Source organism: Streptomyces specialis (assembly GCF_001493375.1).
Lineage (GTDB): Bacteria > Actinomycetota > Actinomycetes > Streptomycetales > Streptomycetaceae > Streptomyces > Streptomyces specialis.
This window is the reverse complement of sequence record NZ_LN929893.1, coordinates 1-14,625: the sequence shown is the minus strand read 5'-3', so window position 1 is coordinate 14,625 and position 14,625 is coordinate 1. Positions and strand designations below refer to the sequence as shown.

Annotated in this window: 17 protein-coding genes; 14 read left to right on the top strand and 3 right to left on the bottom strand. The window is 72.7% G+C overall.

Annotated elements, in window-relative coordinates:
- Positions 1-25 precede the first annotated feature (25 nt).
- The 4 genes from fabG (at position 26) to fxsT (ending at position 4,993) form a co-directional block, all read left to right on the top strand.
- Positions 26-787 carry a 3-oxoacyl-ACP reductase FabG gene (gene fabG, locus BN2279_RS09865; protein WP_059008333.1) on the top strand — a complete coding sequence of 254 codons (762 nt, stop codon included), beginning with the start codon at positions 26-28 and terminating at the stop codon, positions 785-787.
- Positions 787-1,560 carry an SDR family oxidoreductase gene (locus BN2279_RS09860; RefSeq protein WP_059008332.1) on the top strand — a complete coding sequence of 258 codons (774 nt, stop codon included), beginning with the start codon at positions 787-789 and terminating at the stop codon, positions 1,558-1,560. The genes fabG and BN2279_RS09860 overlap by 1 nt, the downstream gene beginning before the upstream one ends.
- A gap of 111 nt (positions 1,561-1,671) precedes the next feature.
- The gene (ung, locus tag BN2279_RS09855) at positions 1,672-2,352 is read left to right on the top strand and encodes a uracil-DNA glycosylase (RefSeq protein WP_059008693.1); all 681 of its coding nucleotides are present in this window, start codon (positions 1,672-1,674) and stop codon (positions 2,350-2,352) included.
- Between the two features lie 88 nt (positions 2,353-2,440).
- Entirely contained in the window at positions 2,441-4,993 is a 2,553-nt protein-coding gene (gene fxsT, locus BN2279_RS09850; RefSeq protein ID WP_059008331.1) for an FxSxx-COOH system tetratricopeptide repeat protein, read from the top strand.
- Between the two features lie 23 nt (positions 4,994-5,016).
- Here the strand turns inward: fxsT and BN2279_RS09845 are convergent, their stop codons facing one another.
- On the bottom strand, positions 5,017-5,577 hold the full coding sequence (locus BN2279_RS09845; protein WP_059008330.1) for a flavoprotein: 561 nt from the start codon (positions 5,575-5,577) through the stop codon (positions 5,017-5,019).
- Between the two features lie 205 nt (positions 5,578-5,782).
- Here BN2279_RS09845 and BN2279_RS09840 point away from each other — a divergent pair, with 205 nt between their 5' ends.
- The 8 genes from BN2279_RS09840 (at position 5,783) to BN2279_RS09815 (ending at position 11,679) form a co-directional block, all read left to right on the top strand.
- Entirely contained in the window at positions 5,783-7,000 is a 1,218-nt protein-coding gene (locus tag BN2279_RS09840) for a helix-turn-helix domain-containing protein (RefSeq protein WP_234347712.1), read from the top strand.
- Positions 7,001-7,244: 244 nt separating this feature from the next.
- Positions 7,245-7,931 (top strand): HAD family hydrolase, encoded by a 687-nt coding sequence (locus BN2279_RS09835; protein WP_199827701.1) that lies wholly within the window; start codon positions 7,245-7,247, stop codon positions 7,929-7,931.
- A complete protein-coding gene (locus BN2279_RS31455; protein ID WP_159037184.1) occupies positions 7,909-8,004 on the top strand; it encodes a helix-turn-helix domain-containing protein in 96 nt (31 codons plus the stop codon). Before BN2279_RS09835 ends, BN2279_RS31455 begins: the two co-directional genes overlap by 23 nt.
- 67 nt (positions 8,005-8,071) lie before the next feature.
- A complete protein-coding gene (locus BN2279_RS09830; RefSeq protein ID WP_059008329.1) occupies positions 8,072-8,734 on the top strand; it encodes an HAD family hydrolase in 663 nt (220 codons plus the stop codon).
- 184 nt (positions 8,735-8,918) lie between these two features.
- Positions 8,919-10,166 (top strand): helix-turn-helix domain-containing protein, encoded by a 1,248-nt coding sequence (locus tag BN2279_RS09825; RefSeq protein WP_059008328.1) that lies wholly within the window; start codon positions 8,919-8,921, stop codon positions 10,164-10,166.
- Between the two features lie 37 nt (positions 10,167-10,203).
- Positions 10,204-10,641: a hypothetical protein gene (locus BN2279_RS09820; RefSeq protein WP_059008327.1), complete on the top strand. Its 438-nt coding sequence runs from the start codon at positions 10,204-10,206 to the stop codon at positions 10,639-10,641.
- A 7-nt stretch (positions 10,642-10,648) separates the two neighbouring features.
- Positions 10,649-10,972 (top strand): hypothetical protein, encoded by a 324-nt coding sequence (locus tag BN2279_RS29285; RefSeq protein WP_159037183.1) that lies wholly within the window; start codon positions 10,649-10,651, stop codon positions 10,970-10,972.
- Between the two features lie 188 nt (positions 10,973-11,160).
- A complete protein-coding gene (locus BN2279_RS09815; protein WP_059008326.1) occupies positions 11,161-11,679 on the top strand; it encodes a hypothetical protein in 519 nt (172 codons plus the stop codon).
- A 34-nt stretch (positions 11,680-11,713) separates the two neighbouring features.
- Here the strand turns inward: BN2279_RS09815 and BN2279_RS09810 are convergent, their stop codons facing one another.
- Positions 11,714-12,625 (bottom strand): undecaprenyl-diphosphate phosphatase, encoded by a 912-nt coding sequence (locus BN2279_RS09810; RefSeq protein WP_059008325.1) that lies wholly within the window; start codon positions 12,623-12,625, stop codon positions 11,714-11,716.
- 129 nt (positions 12,626-12,754) lie between these two features.
- Here BN2279_RS09810 and BN2279_RS09805 point away from each other — a divergent pair, with 129 nt between their 5' ends.
- A complete protein-coding gene (locus BN2279_RS09805) occupies positions 12,755-13,600 on the top strand; it encodes a spermidine synthase (RefSeq protein ID WP_059008324.1) in 846 nt (281 codons plus the stop codon).
- 7 nt (positions 13,601-13,607) lie between these two features.
- On the opposite strand, the gene BN2279_RS09800 is transcribed toward BN2279_RS09805, so the two are convergent.
- The gene (locus BN2279_RS09800) at positions 13,608-14,423 is read right to left on the bottom strand and encodes a DUF8017 domain-containing protein (RefSeq protein ID WP_059008323.1); all 816 of its coding nucleotides are present in this window, start codon (positions 14,421-14,423) and stop codon (positions 13,608-13,610) included.
- Here BN2279_RS09800 and BN2279_RS30515 point away from each other — a divergent pair.
- Positions 14,413-14,625 (top strand): hypothetical protein (locus BN2279_RS30515; RefSeq protein ID WP_234347711.1); only part of this gene is annotated, 213 nt, incomplete at its 3' end. The genes BN2279_RS09800 and BN2279_RS30515 overlap by 11 nt on opposite strands.

Here is a 14,625-nt window from a genome sequence, read left to right as displayed (position 1 = left end):
TCGTCGACGGCGAGGAGAAGCAGGAATGACCACACCGGAACAGCGCGTCGCCATCGTGACGGGCGCGGCCCGGGGCATCGGAGCGGCCACCGCCCTCCGGCTCGCCCAGGAGGGCCGCGCGGTCGCCGTCATCGACCTCGACGAGTCGGCCGGCAAGGAGACCGCCGAGAAGATCACGGCGGCGGGCGGCCGGGCGCTGGCCGTGGGCTGCGACGTCTCCGACGCCGACGCGGTGGCCTCCGCCGTCGCCCGGGTCGCCGCCGAGCTGGGCGCGCCCCAGATCCTGGTCAACAACGCCGGGGTGCTCCGCGACAACCTGCTGTTCAAGATGAGCGAGGCGGACTGGGACACCGTCATGAGCGTCCACCTGCGCGGCGCGTTCCTGATGACCCGGGCCTGCCAGAAGCACATGGTGGACGCCGGCTTCGGGCGCGTCGTCAACCTGTCCTCCAGCTCCGCCCTCGGCAACCGGGGCCAGGCCAACTACGCGGCGGCCAAGGCCGGTCTCCAGGGCTTCACCAAGACCCTCGCGATCGAGCTGGGCAAGTTCGGCATCACCGCCAACGCCGTCGCGCCCGGCTTCATCGCCACCGACATGACCGCGGCGACCGCCGCCCGCGTCGGCATGGAGTTCGAGGACTTCAAGCGGGCCGCCGCCGACGCCATCCCGGTGCGCCGCGTCGGCGTGCCCGAGGACGTCGCCAACGCCATCGCGTACTTCACCGGTGAGGGCGCGGGGTTCGTCTCCGGCCAGGTGCTGTACGTGGCCGGCGGGCCGCTCGACTGATGAACAGCGGTCCCGCTCCCGCTCCCGCGGAGTCGTCCCCGGTCGCCGTCGTCACCGGCGGCAGCCGGGGCATCGGCTACGGCATAGCCGCCGCGCTCGTCGCCCGGGGCGACCGGGTCTGCGTCACCGGCCGCGACCCCGACTCCCTGGCCCGCGCCGTCGCGTCCCTCGGCCCCGGCCGCGCGATGGGCGTCGCCGGCAAGGCCCACGACGAGGCGCACCAGGCCGAGGTCGTCGAGAAGGTCATGGCGGCCTACGGGCGGCTCGACCACCTGGTCAACAACGCCGGAACCAACCCGGTGTTCGGCCCGCTGATCGACCTGGACCCGGCCGTCGCGCGGAAGGTCTTCGACACCAACGTCCTGTCGGCCCTCGGCTTCGCCCGGCAGGCGTGGCGGGCCTGGCAGCGCGACCACGGCGGCACGGGCGTCAACATCGCCTCGGTCGCCGGGCTGTCCGCCGCGCCCCTCATCGGCGCCTACGGCATCAGCAAGGCCGCCATGATCAGCCTCACCCAGCAGCTCGCCCACGAACTGGCCCCGAAGGTCCGGGTCAACGCCATCGCCCCGGCCGTGGTCAAGACGAAGTTCGCCGCCGCCCTGTACGAGGGGCGCGAGGAGGAGGCGTCCGCCGGCTACCCGCTGGGCCGCCTCGGCGTCCCGGAGGACATCGCGGGCGCCGCCGCGTTCCTGACCTCCGACGCCTCGGCCTGGATCACCGGCCAGACCCTCGTGGTCGACGGCGGCCTCTTCCTCAACGCCGGGGTCGGGTAGCGAACGTTGGGGCCGGGCAGCGCCGTCGCTGTCAGTGCCGGACGGTACGTTGCGGGTACGCGCTGAGGGACAACCCGACGCCCATCCCCGGAGGTTGACGACGTGACCGGCATGCTGCCCGACTCCTGGCAAGACGTTCTCGGCGAGGAGCTGGACAAGCCGTATTTCAAGGAGCTGACCGAGTTCGTCGAGGAGGAGCGCGCCAAGGGGCCGGTGTACCCGCCGCGCGAGGAGGTGTTCGCCGCCCTGGCCGCCACCCCGTTCGACCGGGTCAAGGTGCTGATCCTCGGCCAGGACCCGTACCACGGGGAGGGCCAGGGCCACGGCCTGTGCTTCTCCGTGCGCCCCGGGGTGCGCGTCCCGCCCTCCTTGCGGAACATCTACAAGGAGATGCACGCCGAGCTGGGCCACCCGATCCCCGGCCACGGATATCTGATGCCCTGGGCCGAGCAGGGCGTCCTGCTGCTCAACGCGGTGCTCACCGTCCGGGCCGGCGAGCCCAACTCGCACAAGGGCAAGGGCTGGGAGCGGTTCACCGACGCGGTCATCCGCGCCGTCGCCGCCCGGCCCGACCCGGCCGTGTTCGTCCTGTGGGGCGCCTACGCCCGCAAGAAGCTCCCGCTGATCGACACCACCCGCCACGCCGTGGTCGAGGGGGCGCACCCCTCGCCGCTGTCGGCCAAAAAGTTCCTCGGCTCCCGGCCGTTCACCCAGATCGACCAGGCCCTCGCCGCCCAGGGCCACGAGCCCGTGGACTGGCGCCTCCCCGATCTGCCCGACCTGGGCGGGTGAACGGCGGCGCGCGCGCCGCGGTCGCGCCGACTTCCCCCGGGCGGGCGGGAGTTGGCCTACGCTGGGAAGTCTCGGGGAGAGGGGCCGGATGACCGGGGACGCGGGACGGGTGTTCATCAGCCACGCCGGTGCGGACCGGGCGTGGGCCGAATGGGCCGGGTGGCAGTTGGAGGACGCCGGGTACAGCGTGGAGCTGGACACCTGGGACTGGTCCGCCGGGGACAACTTCGTCCTGCGGATGAACGACGCCCTCGCGGCCGGCCGGATGCTGGCGCTGTTCTCGGAGGCGTACTTCGACCGCGCGCGGTTCACCACGGAGGAGTGGACGGCCGTCCTCGCGGCCAGGGAGAAGCTGGTCCCGGTCCGGATCGACGACACCCCCGCGCCGCCGATGCTCCGCGCGCTGATCGCGCCCTCCCTGGTGAACCTGGGCGAGCCGCAGGCGCGGCGCGTGCTGCTGACGGCCATGGCCGGACCGCGACGGCCCGGGAGCCCCCCGGCCTTCCCCGCCGCGACGGACGGCGGCCGGCTCCGCGAGCTGGGCGGCTCCGGGCCACGCCTGCCCGGCAGCCTGCCCCGCGTGTGGAACCTCCCCAAGCGCAACGCGGGCTTCAGCGGGCGCGACGCGCTGCTCGTCCACCTGCGGCGGGCCCTCGCCGGCGGCTCCCGGGTCGCGGTCCGCGCGCTGCGCGGGCGGGGCGGGGTCGGCAAGACCCAGCTCGCGATCGAGTACGCGCACCGCTTCGCCGGGGAGTACGAGCTGGCGTGGTGGATCCGCTCCGAGACACCCGAGTTGATCCCCGAGCAGCTCGCCGCGCTGGCGGTCAGGACCGGCAGCGCCGGTCCCGACGACCGGGCCGAGGACGCCTGCGAGGCGCTGGCCGAGGAGCTGCGCACCCGCGGCCGGTGGCTGCTGGTGTTCGACAACGCCGAGGACCCCGCCGCGCTGGCGCCGTACCTGCCGGAGGGCGGCGGGCACGTGCTGATCACCTCCCGCAACCCGCACTGGGCGGTGCACGCGATGCCCGTCGAGGTCGACACGTTCGCCCGGGCCGAGTCCGTCAGCCTGCTGCGCGCCCGCGTGCCGAACCTCGGGGACACGGACGCCGACCTGCTGGCGCGGGCCCTGGACGACCTGCCGCTCGCCCTCGACCAGGCGGCGGCCCTGCTGGTCGACGGCCTCACCCCGGCCCAGTGCCTGCGCCTGCTGGAGGAGCGGATCAGCCTCGTGCTGGACGCGGGCCACCCCGACACCTACCCTGTGTCGCTCGCCGCGCAGATCCGGCTGAGCACCGAACGCCTCGCCCAGGTCCGGCCCGCCGCGCTCACCCTGCTGCGGGCCTGCGCGCTGCTGGCGCCCGAGCCCTTTCCGCTGCACGCGTGCACCCACCCCGTCGCCGCCCCTCACCCCGTGCTGGCCGGGCTGCTGGCCGAGCCGCTGCGGGCGCGCGACGCGCTCGGCGCGCTGGCCCGGCAGGGGCTGGCGCGGGTGCAGGACGGCGCGGTGCAGGTCCACCGCCTGACGCAGGCCGTGGTCCGTGACCAGCTCTCCCCGGCGGAACGCGCCGACGCCTCCCTGGCCGCCGAGACGCTGCTGACCGCCGCGCTCCCCGGCGACCCGGCCGACCCCCCGACGTGGGCCGCCTGGTCCGACGTCATCCCGCATCTCTTGGCCGTGGATGTCGCCGCCCTCGCCACCGAGGAGGGACGGAGCGCGGTCCGCGACGCCTGCTGGTACCTGATGGACCGCGGCAACGCCCACACGGCCCTGCCGCGTCTGGAGCAGGCCCACGCCGTCTGGCTGCGGCAACTGGGCCCCGACCACCCGGACACCCTCTGGGCGGCGCACCACCTCGCCCGCGCCTGCGGCGACACCGGGGACCACGCGCGCGCCCGCGACCTGGACGAGGACACCCTCGCCCGCCGTCGCCGCGTCCTGGGCCCCGGCCACCCGTACACCCTGCGCAGCGCGGACAACCTCGCGATCCGGCTGGGCGACCTCGGGGACGTGGAGGCCGCGCGGGCGCTGGCGGAGGAGACCTTCGAGCAGTGGCGCGCGGCGTTCGGGCAGGACGACCCGGACACCCTGGGCACCGCGGGCAACCTGGCGATCTGGATGGCGGACCTCGGGGAGGTCGAGGCGGCCAGGGAGCTGGGACAGGACACGCTGGAACGCATGCGGCAGGTTCTCGGCCCCGACCACCCCGAGACGCTGCGGACCGCGACCAACCTCGCCGTCTGGCAGGCGCGGCTGGGGCAGACGGAGGCCGCGCGGGACCTGGGGCAGGACACGCTGGAACGCCAGCGGCGGCTGCTCGGCCCCGACCACCCGGACGCCCTGCGGACTGCGAGCAACCTCGCCATCCGGCTGGCGGACCTGGGGGAGGTCGAGGCGGCCCGGGACCTGGGGGACGACACGCTCCGGCGCCGGCGGCGGGTCCTGGGCGACGACCACCCGGAGACCCTGCGGACCGCGAGCAACCTGGCGATCGACCTCATGACCCTGGGCGAGACGGACGCGGCCCGGACCCTGGCCCGCGACACCCGCGACCGCCGCCTCCGGCTCCTCGGCGAGGACCACCCGGACACGACACTCCTCACCGACCTCCTGACGGAACTGGACCTCCCACCGGACACCTGACCGACCCCCCGGCGTCCCGGTCGTCAGTTCCTTTCCCCGACGCGGCGGCGGCGCGCGGCAGCGTCCAGTGCGAGATGCCACGGGTACGCCTCCGGCCGACCTTTGCCAGGCTCGTTGGGCACGAATCCGCCCTCCCCGAACAGCACTTCGACCCCGGCCTCTCGCAGTGTCGCAATCGATCGGCCGAACTGCGGATGCGTCGCATACGCCGAGTTCACGCACGGCAACACGACCAGCGGCCACCGCTTGCCTATCGCCTCGCACGCGAACGCCGCCACCCACGACAGCGTCAGGCCGAGCGCCGTGGCGTTCACCGTGTGCAGCGTCGCCGGGGCCAGCACGGTGACATCCGCCGGAGGCCATCCGTCGTCCACGCCCGGCCGACGAGCGGCAATCCGCACCGGGCGCCCGGTCAACTCCACCAGTTCCGGGATACGTTCCTCAAGCCATGTCGCGGCCGTCGGTGTCAACCCGAGGCAAACCTCCCACCCCTTCGCCTGGGCATCGCGGATCACGCCGTCAACGAACTGGACCGGTGGCGCGGCACAGACGAGCAGATAGAGCACAGGCTTCATGACCGCCATCTACCACAAGCCACCGCCCCCGGCGAACGGCTGCCTCGTGTCACCGCACCCCGCTTCCGGAGGAAGAGTTCCGAACCGGCCGTTTCCGCCGCCGACAGCGCGACGGCCCTCCTGGCGCAGTCGGCAGGCGCAAGCCGGGACACGCGATCACGCCCCGCCCTATGCTGGCGAGTGACGAGCAAGCCGCACAGGACGGGGCACTTCCGTGCATGACTCTCCCCTCCCCGGCGACCGCCTGCGAGAGTTCCGCCGCGCCCGCGGCATGACCCAGGAAGCGCTGGCCGAACGTGCCGGCCTCAGCCTCGGCGTCGTGAAGAAGATCGAACGCGGCGGTTCTGCCCGGATCGAGACCTACCACGCGCTCGCCCGGGCCCTGAAGGTCCGGACCTCCACCCTGTTCGAATCCGGCGGCCCTCACCAGCGGCGCCGGACCAACGACGACAACCTGGCACTGATGCCGCTCCGGCAGGCCATCGCGCCCCCCGCCACGTTCGCCGGACACCTCGACACCGCCGCCACCGACGAACCCGACCTCGACCAGCTTCAGCAGACCGCGACCGACCTCGCCCGCGCCTACCACCGTGACGACTACGACGAGGTGGCCGAACTCCTGCCGCCGCTGGTCCGCTCCTCCCACGTCGCAGCCCGCCACTTCCGCGACAGCCGCGATCACGACCGCGCGGTCCGGCTGCGCGCGATCGTGCTCCAGATGGCCGGCCGCTACCTCACTCAGGTCCGCGCCTACGACTTGGCGCACGTGGCGCTCAGGGACGCGGTCCGAGACGCCGACACGGTCGGGGACCGCGCGGTCGTGGCCGGCGCCGTTTACCAGCAAGGCTGGCTGCTGATGCGTCAGGGGCGGCTGGACGAGGCCGAGCAGGTCAGTGCCACGACGGCCGAGGTGATCGAGCCGCGTATCTCCCGGGCGTCGCCGACGAATCTCGGCGCGTGGGGGAAGCTGCTGATGCACGCCTCCGCCGCGGCGGCCAGGAACAACCGGCCACGCGAGGCCCGGGAGTATCTGAGGCTGGCGAAGACGGCGGGCGCGGCTCTCGGCGCTGGCGGGGCCTTGGAGATGTCGTCCTGGGGCCGGTTCGACTGGCGGACGGTCGCGTACCAGGGCATCGAGAACCAGCTCGTCGCCGAGCGCCCGGGCCGCGTGCTGGCCCTGTCCGCGAGGATGCCCAAGGCGTCGCGAACGTTCATGCGTCGGCACCTGCTCGATGTGGCGCAGGCCCACGCGATGCTGCGGCAGCCGGATGACGCGACCGCGATCCTGGCCGGGCTGCTGGACGAGACACCGGAGTGGCTGCGCCATCAGCGGATGGCGGCGGACACCTTCCAGACGGTACTGCGGTCGAGCAAGCGGCGCCGATCGGGCCCACAGCAGCGGCAGTTGGCCCGGTTCTTCGAAGTGGCGTGAAGGTGACGAGGCGTGGTCCTCCCACTCCATGCGGACGCGAACGTACCTGTGAGGGCGTGATCACCCGCCGCAGGGCGGAGTCATCGGTGGATACAGCTCGCTGACAGATCAACTGCACGAAAAGCGCGTCGAATCGCGGCGTGGGTGCGTTCACCAGCCCCTTGCGCACCACCCGGAGTGTGCGGGGGAACCTTCTCGTCTCTCAATAGGCGAGGGCGTCGGCCAGGCTCCTTACCCTGGCGGCATGATCCGAACTGTGGCACTCGACATCGGCAGCACCATCACGAGGGACGACAGGTACTGGGCCTCGTGGGCCGACTGGCTCGGCGTCCCCGTGCACACCCTCTCCGCACTGGTCGGCGCTGTCGTCGTCCAAGGTTGTGACAACGCGGACGCCTTACGAATGCTGAGGCCCGGTATCGACCTCGACGCGGAGCGCGCCGCCCGGGAGAAGGCCGGGCGGGGTGAACGTCTGGAGGAGGAAGACTTGTACGAGGACGTGCGGCCCGTGCTCGCCGACCTCCGCCGACGGGGCGTTCGGGTGGTGATCGCGGGCAACCAGACCGCTCGTGCGGGCGAGTTGATCCGCCGCCTGGACCTTCCAGTTGATGCGGTCGCGACGTCAGGCGAGTGGGGCGTCGCCAAGCCATCAGGCGAGTTCTTCCTGCGCGTTGTCGGCTTGGCGATGTGTCAGCCCGATCAGGTGTTGTACGTCGGGGACCACCCGGCCAACGACACCTTCCCGGCCGGGAACTGTGGCCTGCTGACGGCACACATCCGGCGCGGTCCCTGGGGGCACTGGTGGGCCGACGACCCGGAGGTGAGGCGGGCCGCGAACTGGAGCATCGACAGCCTGGCCGAACTCGTCGCGATAGTAGGGGAATCAGGGGACCCGGATACCGTTCGGAGTGACACAGACCGAACTCGCTGACCTGGCGGGCCTCGGCGCAGGAACCCTCCAGAGACTGGAGAGGGGCGCGCGGTGCGAGCGACACCGAGGGTAGCCCCAGCCCCCCGCACATCACCCGGCGTGTGGCAGGCAGTTGCCCCCACGCCGGTACGCTTCCGGGCATGATCCGTGCGGTTGTGTTCGACGTCGGAGAGTGCCTGGTCGATGAGACCCGTGAGTACGGCACCTGGGCGGACTGGCTCGGCGTGCCTCGGCACACCTTCGCCGCTCAGTTCGGCGCGTGTATAGCCCAGGGTCTGGACTACCGGGAGACCTTCCAGCGCTTCCGACCCGGGTTCGACCTGTACGCCGAGCGGGAGAAGCGGGCGCAGGCCGGGCAGCCGGAGGCGTTCGGAGAGGACGACCTGTACCCCGACGTGCGGCCCGCCCTCGCCGAGTTGCGCGCTGCGGGGCTGTGGCTGGGCATCGCCGGCAATCAGACGGTACGGGCCGGGGGCCTGCTGCGGGAGCTGTTCACGACCGATGTCGACCTGATCGGCACCTCGGACGACTGGGGCGCCTCGAAGCCCGATCCGGAGTTCTTCGTCCGGGTCGCCGAGGCGGCCCCCTTCGAGCCGGGCGAAATCTTGTACGTCGGCGACCGGACCGACAACGATGTCGCGCCCGCGCTGGCGGCCGGGATGCGGACCGCGCTGATCCGACGTGGCCCGTGGGCCACGATCCAGTGGAACACCGCGTTGGCGATGGCGCTGCCGACGTTGCGGATCGAGAAGCTGACCGAACTGCCGGAGCGGATCGCCACCCTCAACGCGCGAGAGCGGTGAGGATGGTTCCCCAGCCGTACAGGCCGTCGTCGAGGTGGCGCATGCTGGGCGGGCTGTTCCGAGGCTGGAGCGCGCCGGACTTCGCGGGCGCGGTTCGCAAACCCCTGTCCTCACGACCCCGGCCCACAAGGACGTCCGTGCGCCTACCCTGACGGTGTCGAGCTGTTCAGAGAGAGGCAAGGCCGTGTCATCTGACGCCACTCCGGAGCCCTACCCTCAGCCGCTCCCCTTCGGTCAGCGCATGCAACTTCTCCGCACGCGGCGCGGGATGAGCCGCCCCGTCCTCGCCGGACTGGTGGGTATGTCCCCCTCCTGGGTCAAACAGATCGAGCAAGGCACCCTTCAGACCCCGAAGCTGCCGGTCATCCTGCGCATCGCCGAGGCCCTGCGTGTCCGTGACCTTTCGGAGCTGACGGGCGATCAGTCCATGCCCACCGCCCTCTTCATCGGTCCCGGCCATGCCCGCCTGCCTGCCGTGGCCGCCGTCATCAACGCCTACCCCCTCGGTCCCGGCGACCGCGAAGCGCCCCCACCCGCGCACCTCCACGCGCGCCTGGAGAGCGCCTGGGCGGCCCGTCACTCCGCACCCAACCACCGCGATGTCATCGGCCAACTCCTGCCGAGCCTGATCCGCGACGCCCAGCTCGCCGTCCGGCAGGCCGACAGCGCCGCGCAGCGCCGCGCGGCACAAGCCGCTCTCGCCGAGACCTACAGCCTGAGCCAGTTCTTCCTTGCCTATCAGCCGGACTCGGCCATGCTGTGGCGAGTCGCCGAGCGCGGCATGGTCGCCGCACAGGAGTCGGAGGACCCGCACGCCATAGGAGTGGCGGCGTGGCTGATGGCCCAGGCCCATCGCGACGCGGCGCACCTCGATGCGGCCGACATGGTGACGATGGAGACACTGCGCTACCTGGAACCGCTCCTGCCGGACGCCGACGTCAAGGTGCGGGCCATCACCGGCGCGCTGCGGTTCGAGGCCGGACACACGGCCGCGCGCCGGGGAGACACCGGCAACGCCTGGGCCTTCTGGGACAAGGCCGGAGCGATCGCCAAGAAGCTCCCGGCCGACTACTACCACCCCGTCACCTCCTTCTCCCGGGCGGTGATGGGCGCGCACGCGGTCACCGTGGCCGTCGAACTGCACGCGGGCGGAGAGTCGGTGAGGCAGGCGGCCCGGGCGGACGCGATGACGATCCGCTCCCGCCCACGCCGGGCCAGGCACCGCATCGAGGAGGCGCGCGGCTACCAGCTCGACGGACAGCCGGAGGTGGCGCTGGCGATGCTGGACAAGGCGTTCGCGGCGGCTCCGGAGACGATCCGGTACAGCGGCTACGGACGGCGGATCGTGCTGGAAGAGACGGAGGCGAAGTCGCCGGGCCGTCGCCGCAGAGCGGCTGAACTGGCGGTGCGGCTGGGCATGCTGACGGCCTGAACGACTGTGCGAGGGGCAGATTCTCTGCCCCCTCCCCATGGCGCCCGCTCTTACGGTCGGTGTGTACCTGATCACCGACGAGAGCCGGGGTAAGAGCGTGCAGGCCCGACTTCCCACGCATGTGTGGATGCCCACCAGCGATCAAGGTGTGCGAAAGCTGCCGTGTGGCCGCTGGTGGGATGCCGTCCGTGTTCCCGAGCATCGTGCCCGTCACGTCCTCACCCGCCTTGCCTACGGCAGTGCCGTCATCCACGACCAGGCCGCCGGTCTGTACACGTGGCTCGTGGCGCCCGGCGGCGCCGGGGGGTGGGATCAGGTCGCCCTCGGCGTCCTGGTGCCGCCGCCCGGACACGTCATCGCCGTTCCTCCGGGCGAGTGGCAGGCGGGGCCCGGAACCAGATGGCTCGTGCCGCCCGGGAACACGCTGACCGACGCGGACCGGCTCCTTGAGGCTCTGCGGGCGACACCGCTCTGAGGCACCTATGCCTGACATCCGGTCCCATGGCCTGACCCGGCGCCTCGTCCGCTGCGACGTCTGCCCCGGCGTCTACGAGCAGGGCACCACCCACGTGTGTCCGGAGCCTCCGATCCATCTCCCGACCGAGCTGGCCGGGATGGATCTCGAACGGCTCACGCTGCGGCAGTGGGCGGCCAAGGACTGCGTGCTCTGCGCGGAGTGGCTCGGTAACAAGCCAACTTCGGCCACACGCCGCGTGGCCGACGTGCACGGGTGCGTGCTGCGCGCGTGTGCCCCGCACTGCCCGCCCCGTGGGCGCGCGCCCGGTCGGCGGCCGACCGCGCCTTGACCCCCCGCGCCCGCCAGGTGACACGTCCGGCGGGTGGACCCGCGCCGCCCGGGTTGTCGGTCCCGGGTGGCGCTCCCGCTCCGGTGGCGGCCGGCTGCCGCGCGCCGCCGGAGCAGCCCCGGCCGCCCCTGCGCAACCACGGCGGCCGGGGCCCCCTTCCCATCCCTCACGGAAACACGGAGATCCCCATGACCCGAATCCCCACCTTCATCAAGGTCGGTTCCACCGACTACGGCACCTCCTGGATCAATCCCGAGCACATCTACGGCATGGCCGTCTCGTCCCACGGCGACGAGGACCAGGGCACCCGGACCTTCAGGGTCAACTTCCAGGTCGGGCTCGCCACCTACCACCTGCTGGAAGCACAGAGGGCGCTGCCCGCCACCTGGAACTCCCAGGAGGAGGCCCTGGCCGCGTTCGACGCCTTCCTGCACGACCTCTCCCTGCGCCACCGTCCCGTCGGCTACCGCGAACCGCGGCTCGGGGACACCTACCGGATCTTCGACCACGAGTGGGAGGTCGTCGAGCGCACCGCGGAGCCGGACGGCGAGCCCGCGGCCCGGATCCGGCGGAGGCTGAAGGACGGCGCTCCCCTGCTCGGCGAGAAGCTCGACGGTTCCCGCCGGATCGCCACCGAACTGGTCAAGCCGTTCGGCTTCTTCGCCGACCACGAGCTGGTGGGCGAAGCGCCCCCGGCCCGCCGCTGAACGGACCGGCCCCGGGCGACCGGGGCCGGAACCGTTAGAACGCGCGGGCGTCGGTCACTTCGGTGTGCTCGCCGATCTCCTCGCCCGCGTCCGGGTCGAGGGTTCCGGCGAGGATCAGGGCGAGCAGGACCACGCCGAGGGCGATGCGGTACCAGACGAACGGCATGAAGCTGCGGGTCGAGATGAACTTCATGAACCACGCGATGATCGCGTAGCCGACGAAGAACGCGATCACCGTGGCGAAGATCGTCGGGCCCCACGACACATGGCTGTCCTCGCCGCCGATCTCCGTCAGCTCGTACAGGCCCGAGGCCAGCACGGCGGGGATGGCCAGGAGGAACGAGTACCGGGCCGCCGACTCCCGGCGGGAGCCGAGGAACAGGCCGCCGGGGATCGTGGCCCCGGAGCGGGAGACGCCGGGCACCAGGGCCATCGCCTGGGCCAGCCCGTACAGCAGGCCGTCCCGCACGCTCAACTGCTCCAGCGTCTTGCGCTCCTTGACGGCCCGGTGCCGGCCGCCGGTCGCGTCCCTCGCCGCGAGGCGGTCGGCGACGCCCAGGATGATGCCCAGCACGATCAGGTTGACGGCGATGAGCCGCAGATCGCGGAACGGGCCCTCGATGGCGTCCTTCAGCGTCACGCCCAGCACGCCGATCGGGATCGAGCCGACGATGACCAGCCAGCCCATCCGCGCGTCCGGCTCCGAGCGGACCCGCTTGTCCGTCAGCGACCGGAACCAGGCGGAGAGGATCCGCGCGATGTCCTTGCGGAAGTAGATGATGACGGCGGCCTCGGTGCCGATCTGGCAGACCGCGGTGAACGCGGCGCCGGGGTCCTTCCAGCCGAACGCGACGGCCGTCAGCCGCAGATGGGCGCTCGACGAGATCGGCAGGAACTCCGTCAGCCCCTGGACGAGCCCGAGAACGAGTGATTCGAACCAAGACATGAAGGTGACAGCGTCCCGGGGTAGTGCCGAAAGGGTGACGGGGGGTTGAGCGAGATCACTTTAAGCCACGCCGGGCGATGCCCGTGAACCCGGGCTCGCGGACCGGGACACACCGGTCACAATGGAAGAGTGAACGAGACCGTTCCGGTGACGAGGACCACCGATCTGGGTACCGCCCGCCTGCTGCCGGACGTGGACCGGCCGCGCGCCTGGCTGCTCACCGTCGACGGCGCGCCGCAGTCGTATCTCGACCTGGACGATCCGACGTACCTGGAGTTCGAGTACGTCCGGCTGCTCGCCCGGGTGCTGGACACGGCCGCGCCGCCCGGCCGTCCGCTCGACCTGCTGCATCTGGGCGGCGGCGCGCTGACGTTGCCGCGCTACGCCGCCGCGACGCGGCCGGGGTCGGCGCAGCGGGTGGTCGAGGCCGACCGGGGGCTGGCCGCGCTGATCGCCGAGTGCTGCCCGCTGCCCGACGACGCGGGGATCGAGGTGGAGATCGCGGACGCCCGGGACGCGCTGGCCGCCGCCGCGCCCGCCTCCGCGGACGTGGTGGTCGGGGACGTCTTCGGCGGCGCCCTGATCCCCGCCCATCTCACGACGCTCGGCTACGCGCGGGACGTCGCCCGCGTGCTGCGGCCGGCCGGGATCTACGCGGCGAACCTCGCCGACGCCGCGCCGTTCGCCTTCCTGCGTTCCCAACTCGCCACGTTCGGCGCCGTCTTCGGCGAGATGTGCCTGATCGCGGAGCCGGTCGTGCTGCGCGGCAGGCGGTTCGGCAACACGGTGCTGGTCGCCTCGCGGGCCCCGCTGCCGGTGGCCGAGCTGTCCCGCCTGGCCGCCGCCGACGTGTTCCCGGCGCGGGCCGTGCACGGCGAGGCGCTGGCCGCACTGGTCGGGGACGCGCTCCCGGTCCCGGAGGGCGCGGCCGTACCGTCGCCGCGCCCTCCGTCGGGAACGTTCACCGTCGGCTGAGGGGCCGTCAGCCGGCGTCCTCGGCGGGGAACGGGCGCAGGCTGTTCATCATGGACCGGACCGTCTCGTCGTCCAGTTCGCCGTCGAAACCGGTGTCCATGACGAGCACCCAGGTCGCGAGGTCGTTGTTGAGGTCGATGTAGGAGACGGTGACGACCTTGCCCTCGGTCGAGCCGCACGGGTCCTCCGGGTCCTCGGGCACGCCGGTGATGGTGGCGGTCGCGGTGTGGCCCTCGATGCCGTGCTCGCTCGTGAACGGCTCGGACTCCGTGACCCGCAGGGTGCCGCGCTCCTGCTGGTCGTAGGCGGCCAGGGCCCAGCTCCCGGCCTCGTTGCGGGCGGCCTCGGCGGTGCCGGTGGCGCCCTGGCCACCCTTGGTGCCCGCCACCGCGCGCCAGCTCACCCCGTACTCGGCCTCGGCGCACCAGCCGTCCATGTAGGTGGCGGGCGCCGACATGGAGACCAGCGGGTCGGCGAAGCCGTCGTCGTCCTCGGCGTTCTCGTCGGCGTAGCCGATCATGTCGCTCTCGCCGCCGGTCTGCCAGTCGGGCGGGACGTCGAAGGCGTTGTGCCGGTTCTCTATCGTCTGCACCTGCCAGTCCGGCGCGACCACCGGGTCCGGGATCTGGGCGACGCCCCGGCGCGGGTCGTCGGGCGGCAGGTCGTCGCCGCCGGTGTCCCCGCCGTCCGGTCCGGTGGAAGGGTCGGTCGGGGACTCGGTGCCGGCGTCGCCGCCGGCGGTCGGTTCGTCCTTGCCGTCGTCGCCGCCCAGGAGGACCACGCCGGTGATCACACCGGCCGCGAGCACCGCGGTGGCCACCACGACCGCGATGGCCGTCGTGCCCCGGCGCCGCCCGCCGCCGCCCGCGGGCGGCGGGGAAGGCGGCGGCGGGGCCTGCTGCCACTCGCCGGACGGCGCCCGCCACTGCCCGGAGAGCTGCTCCCACTGCCCGGACGGCGGCTGCGCCGGCCGCCGGGGCCTGTCCCGGGCCGGCGCTGCTCACCATCCCACCCTGCTCCCGCAG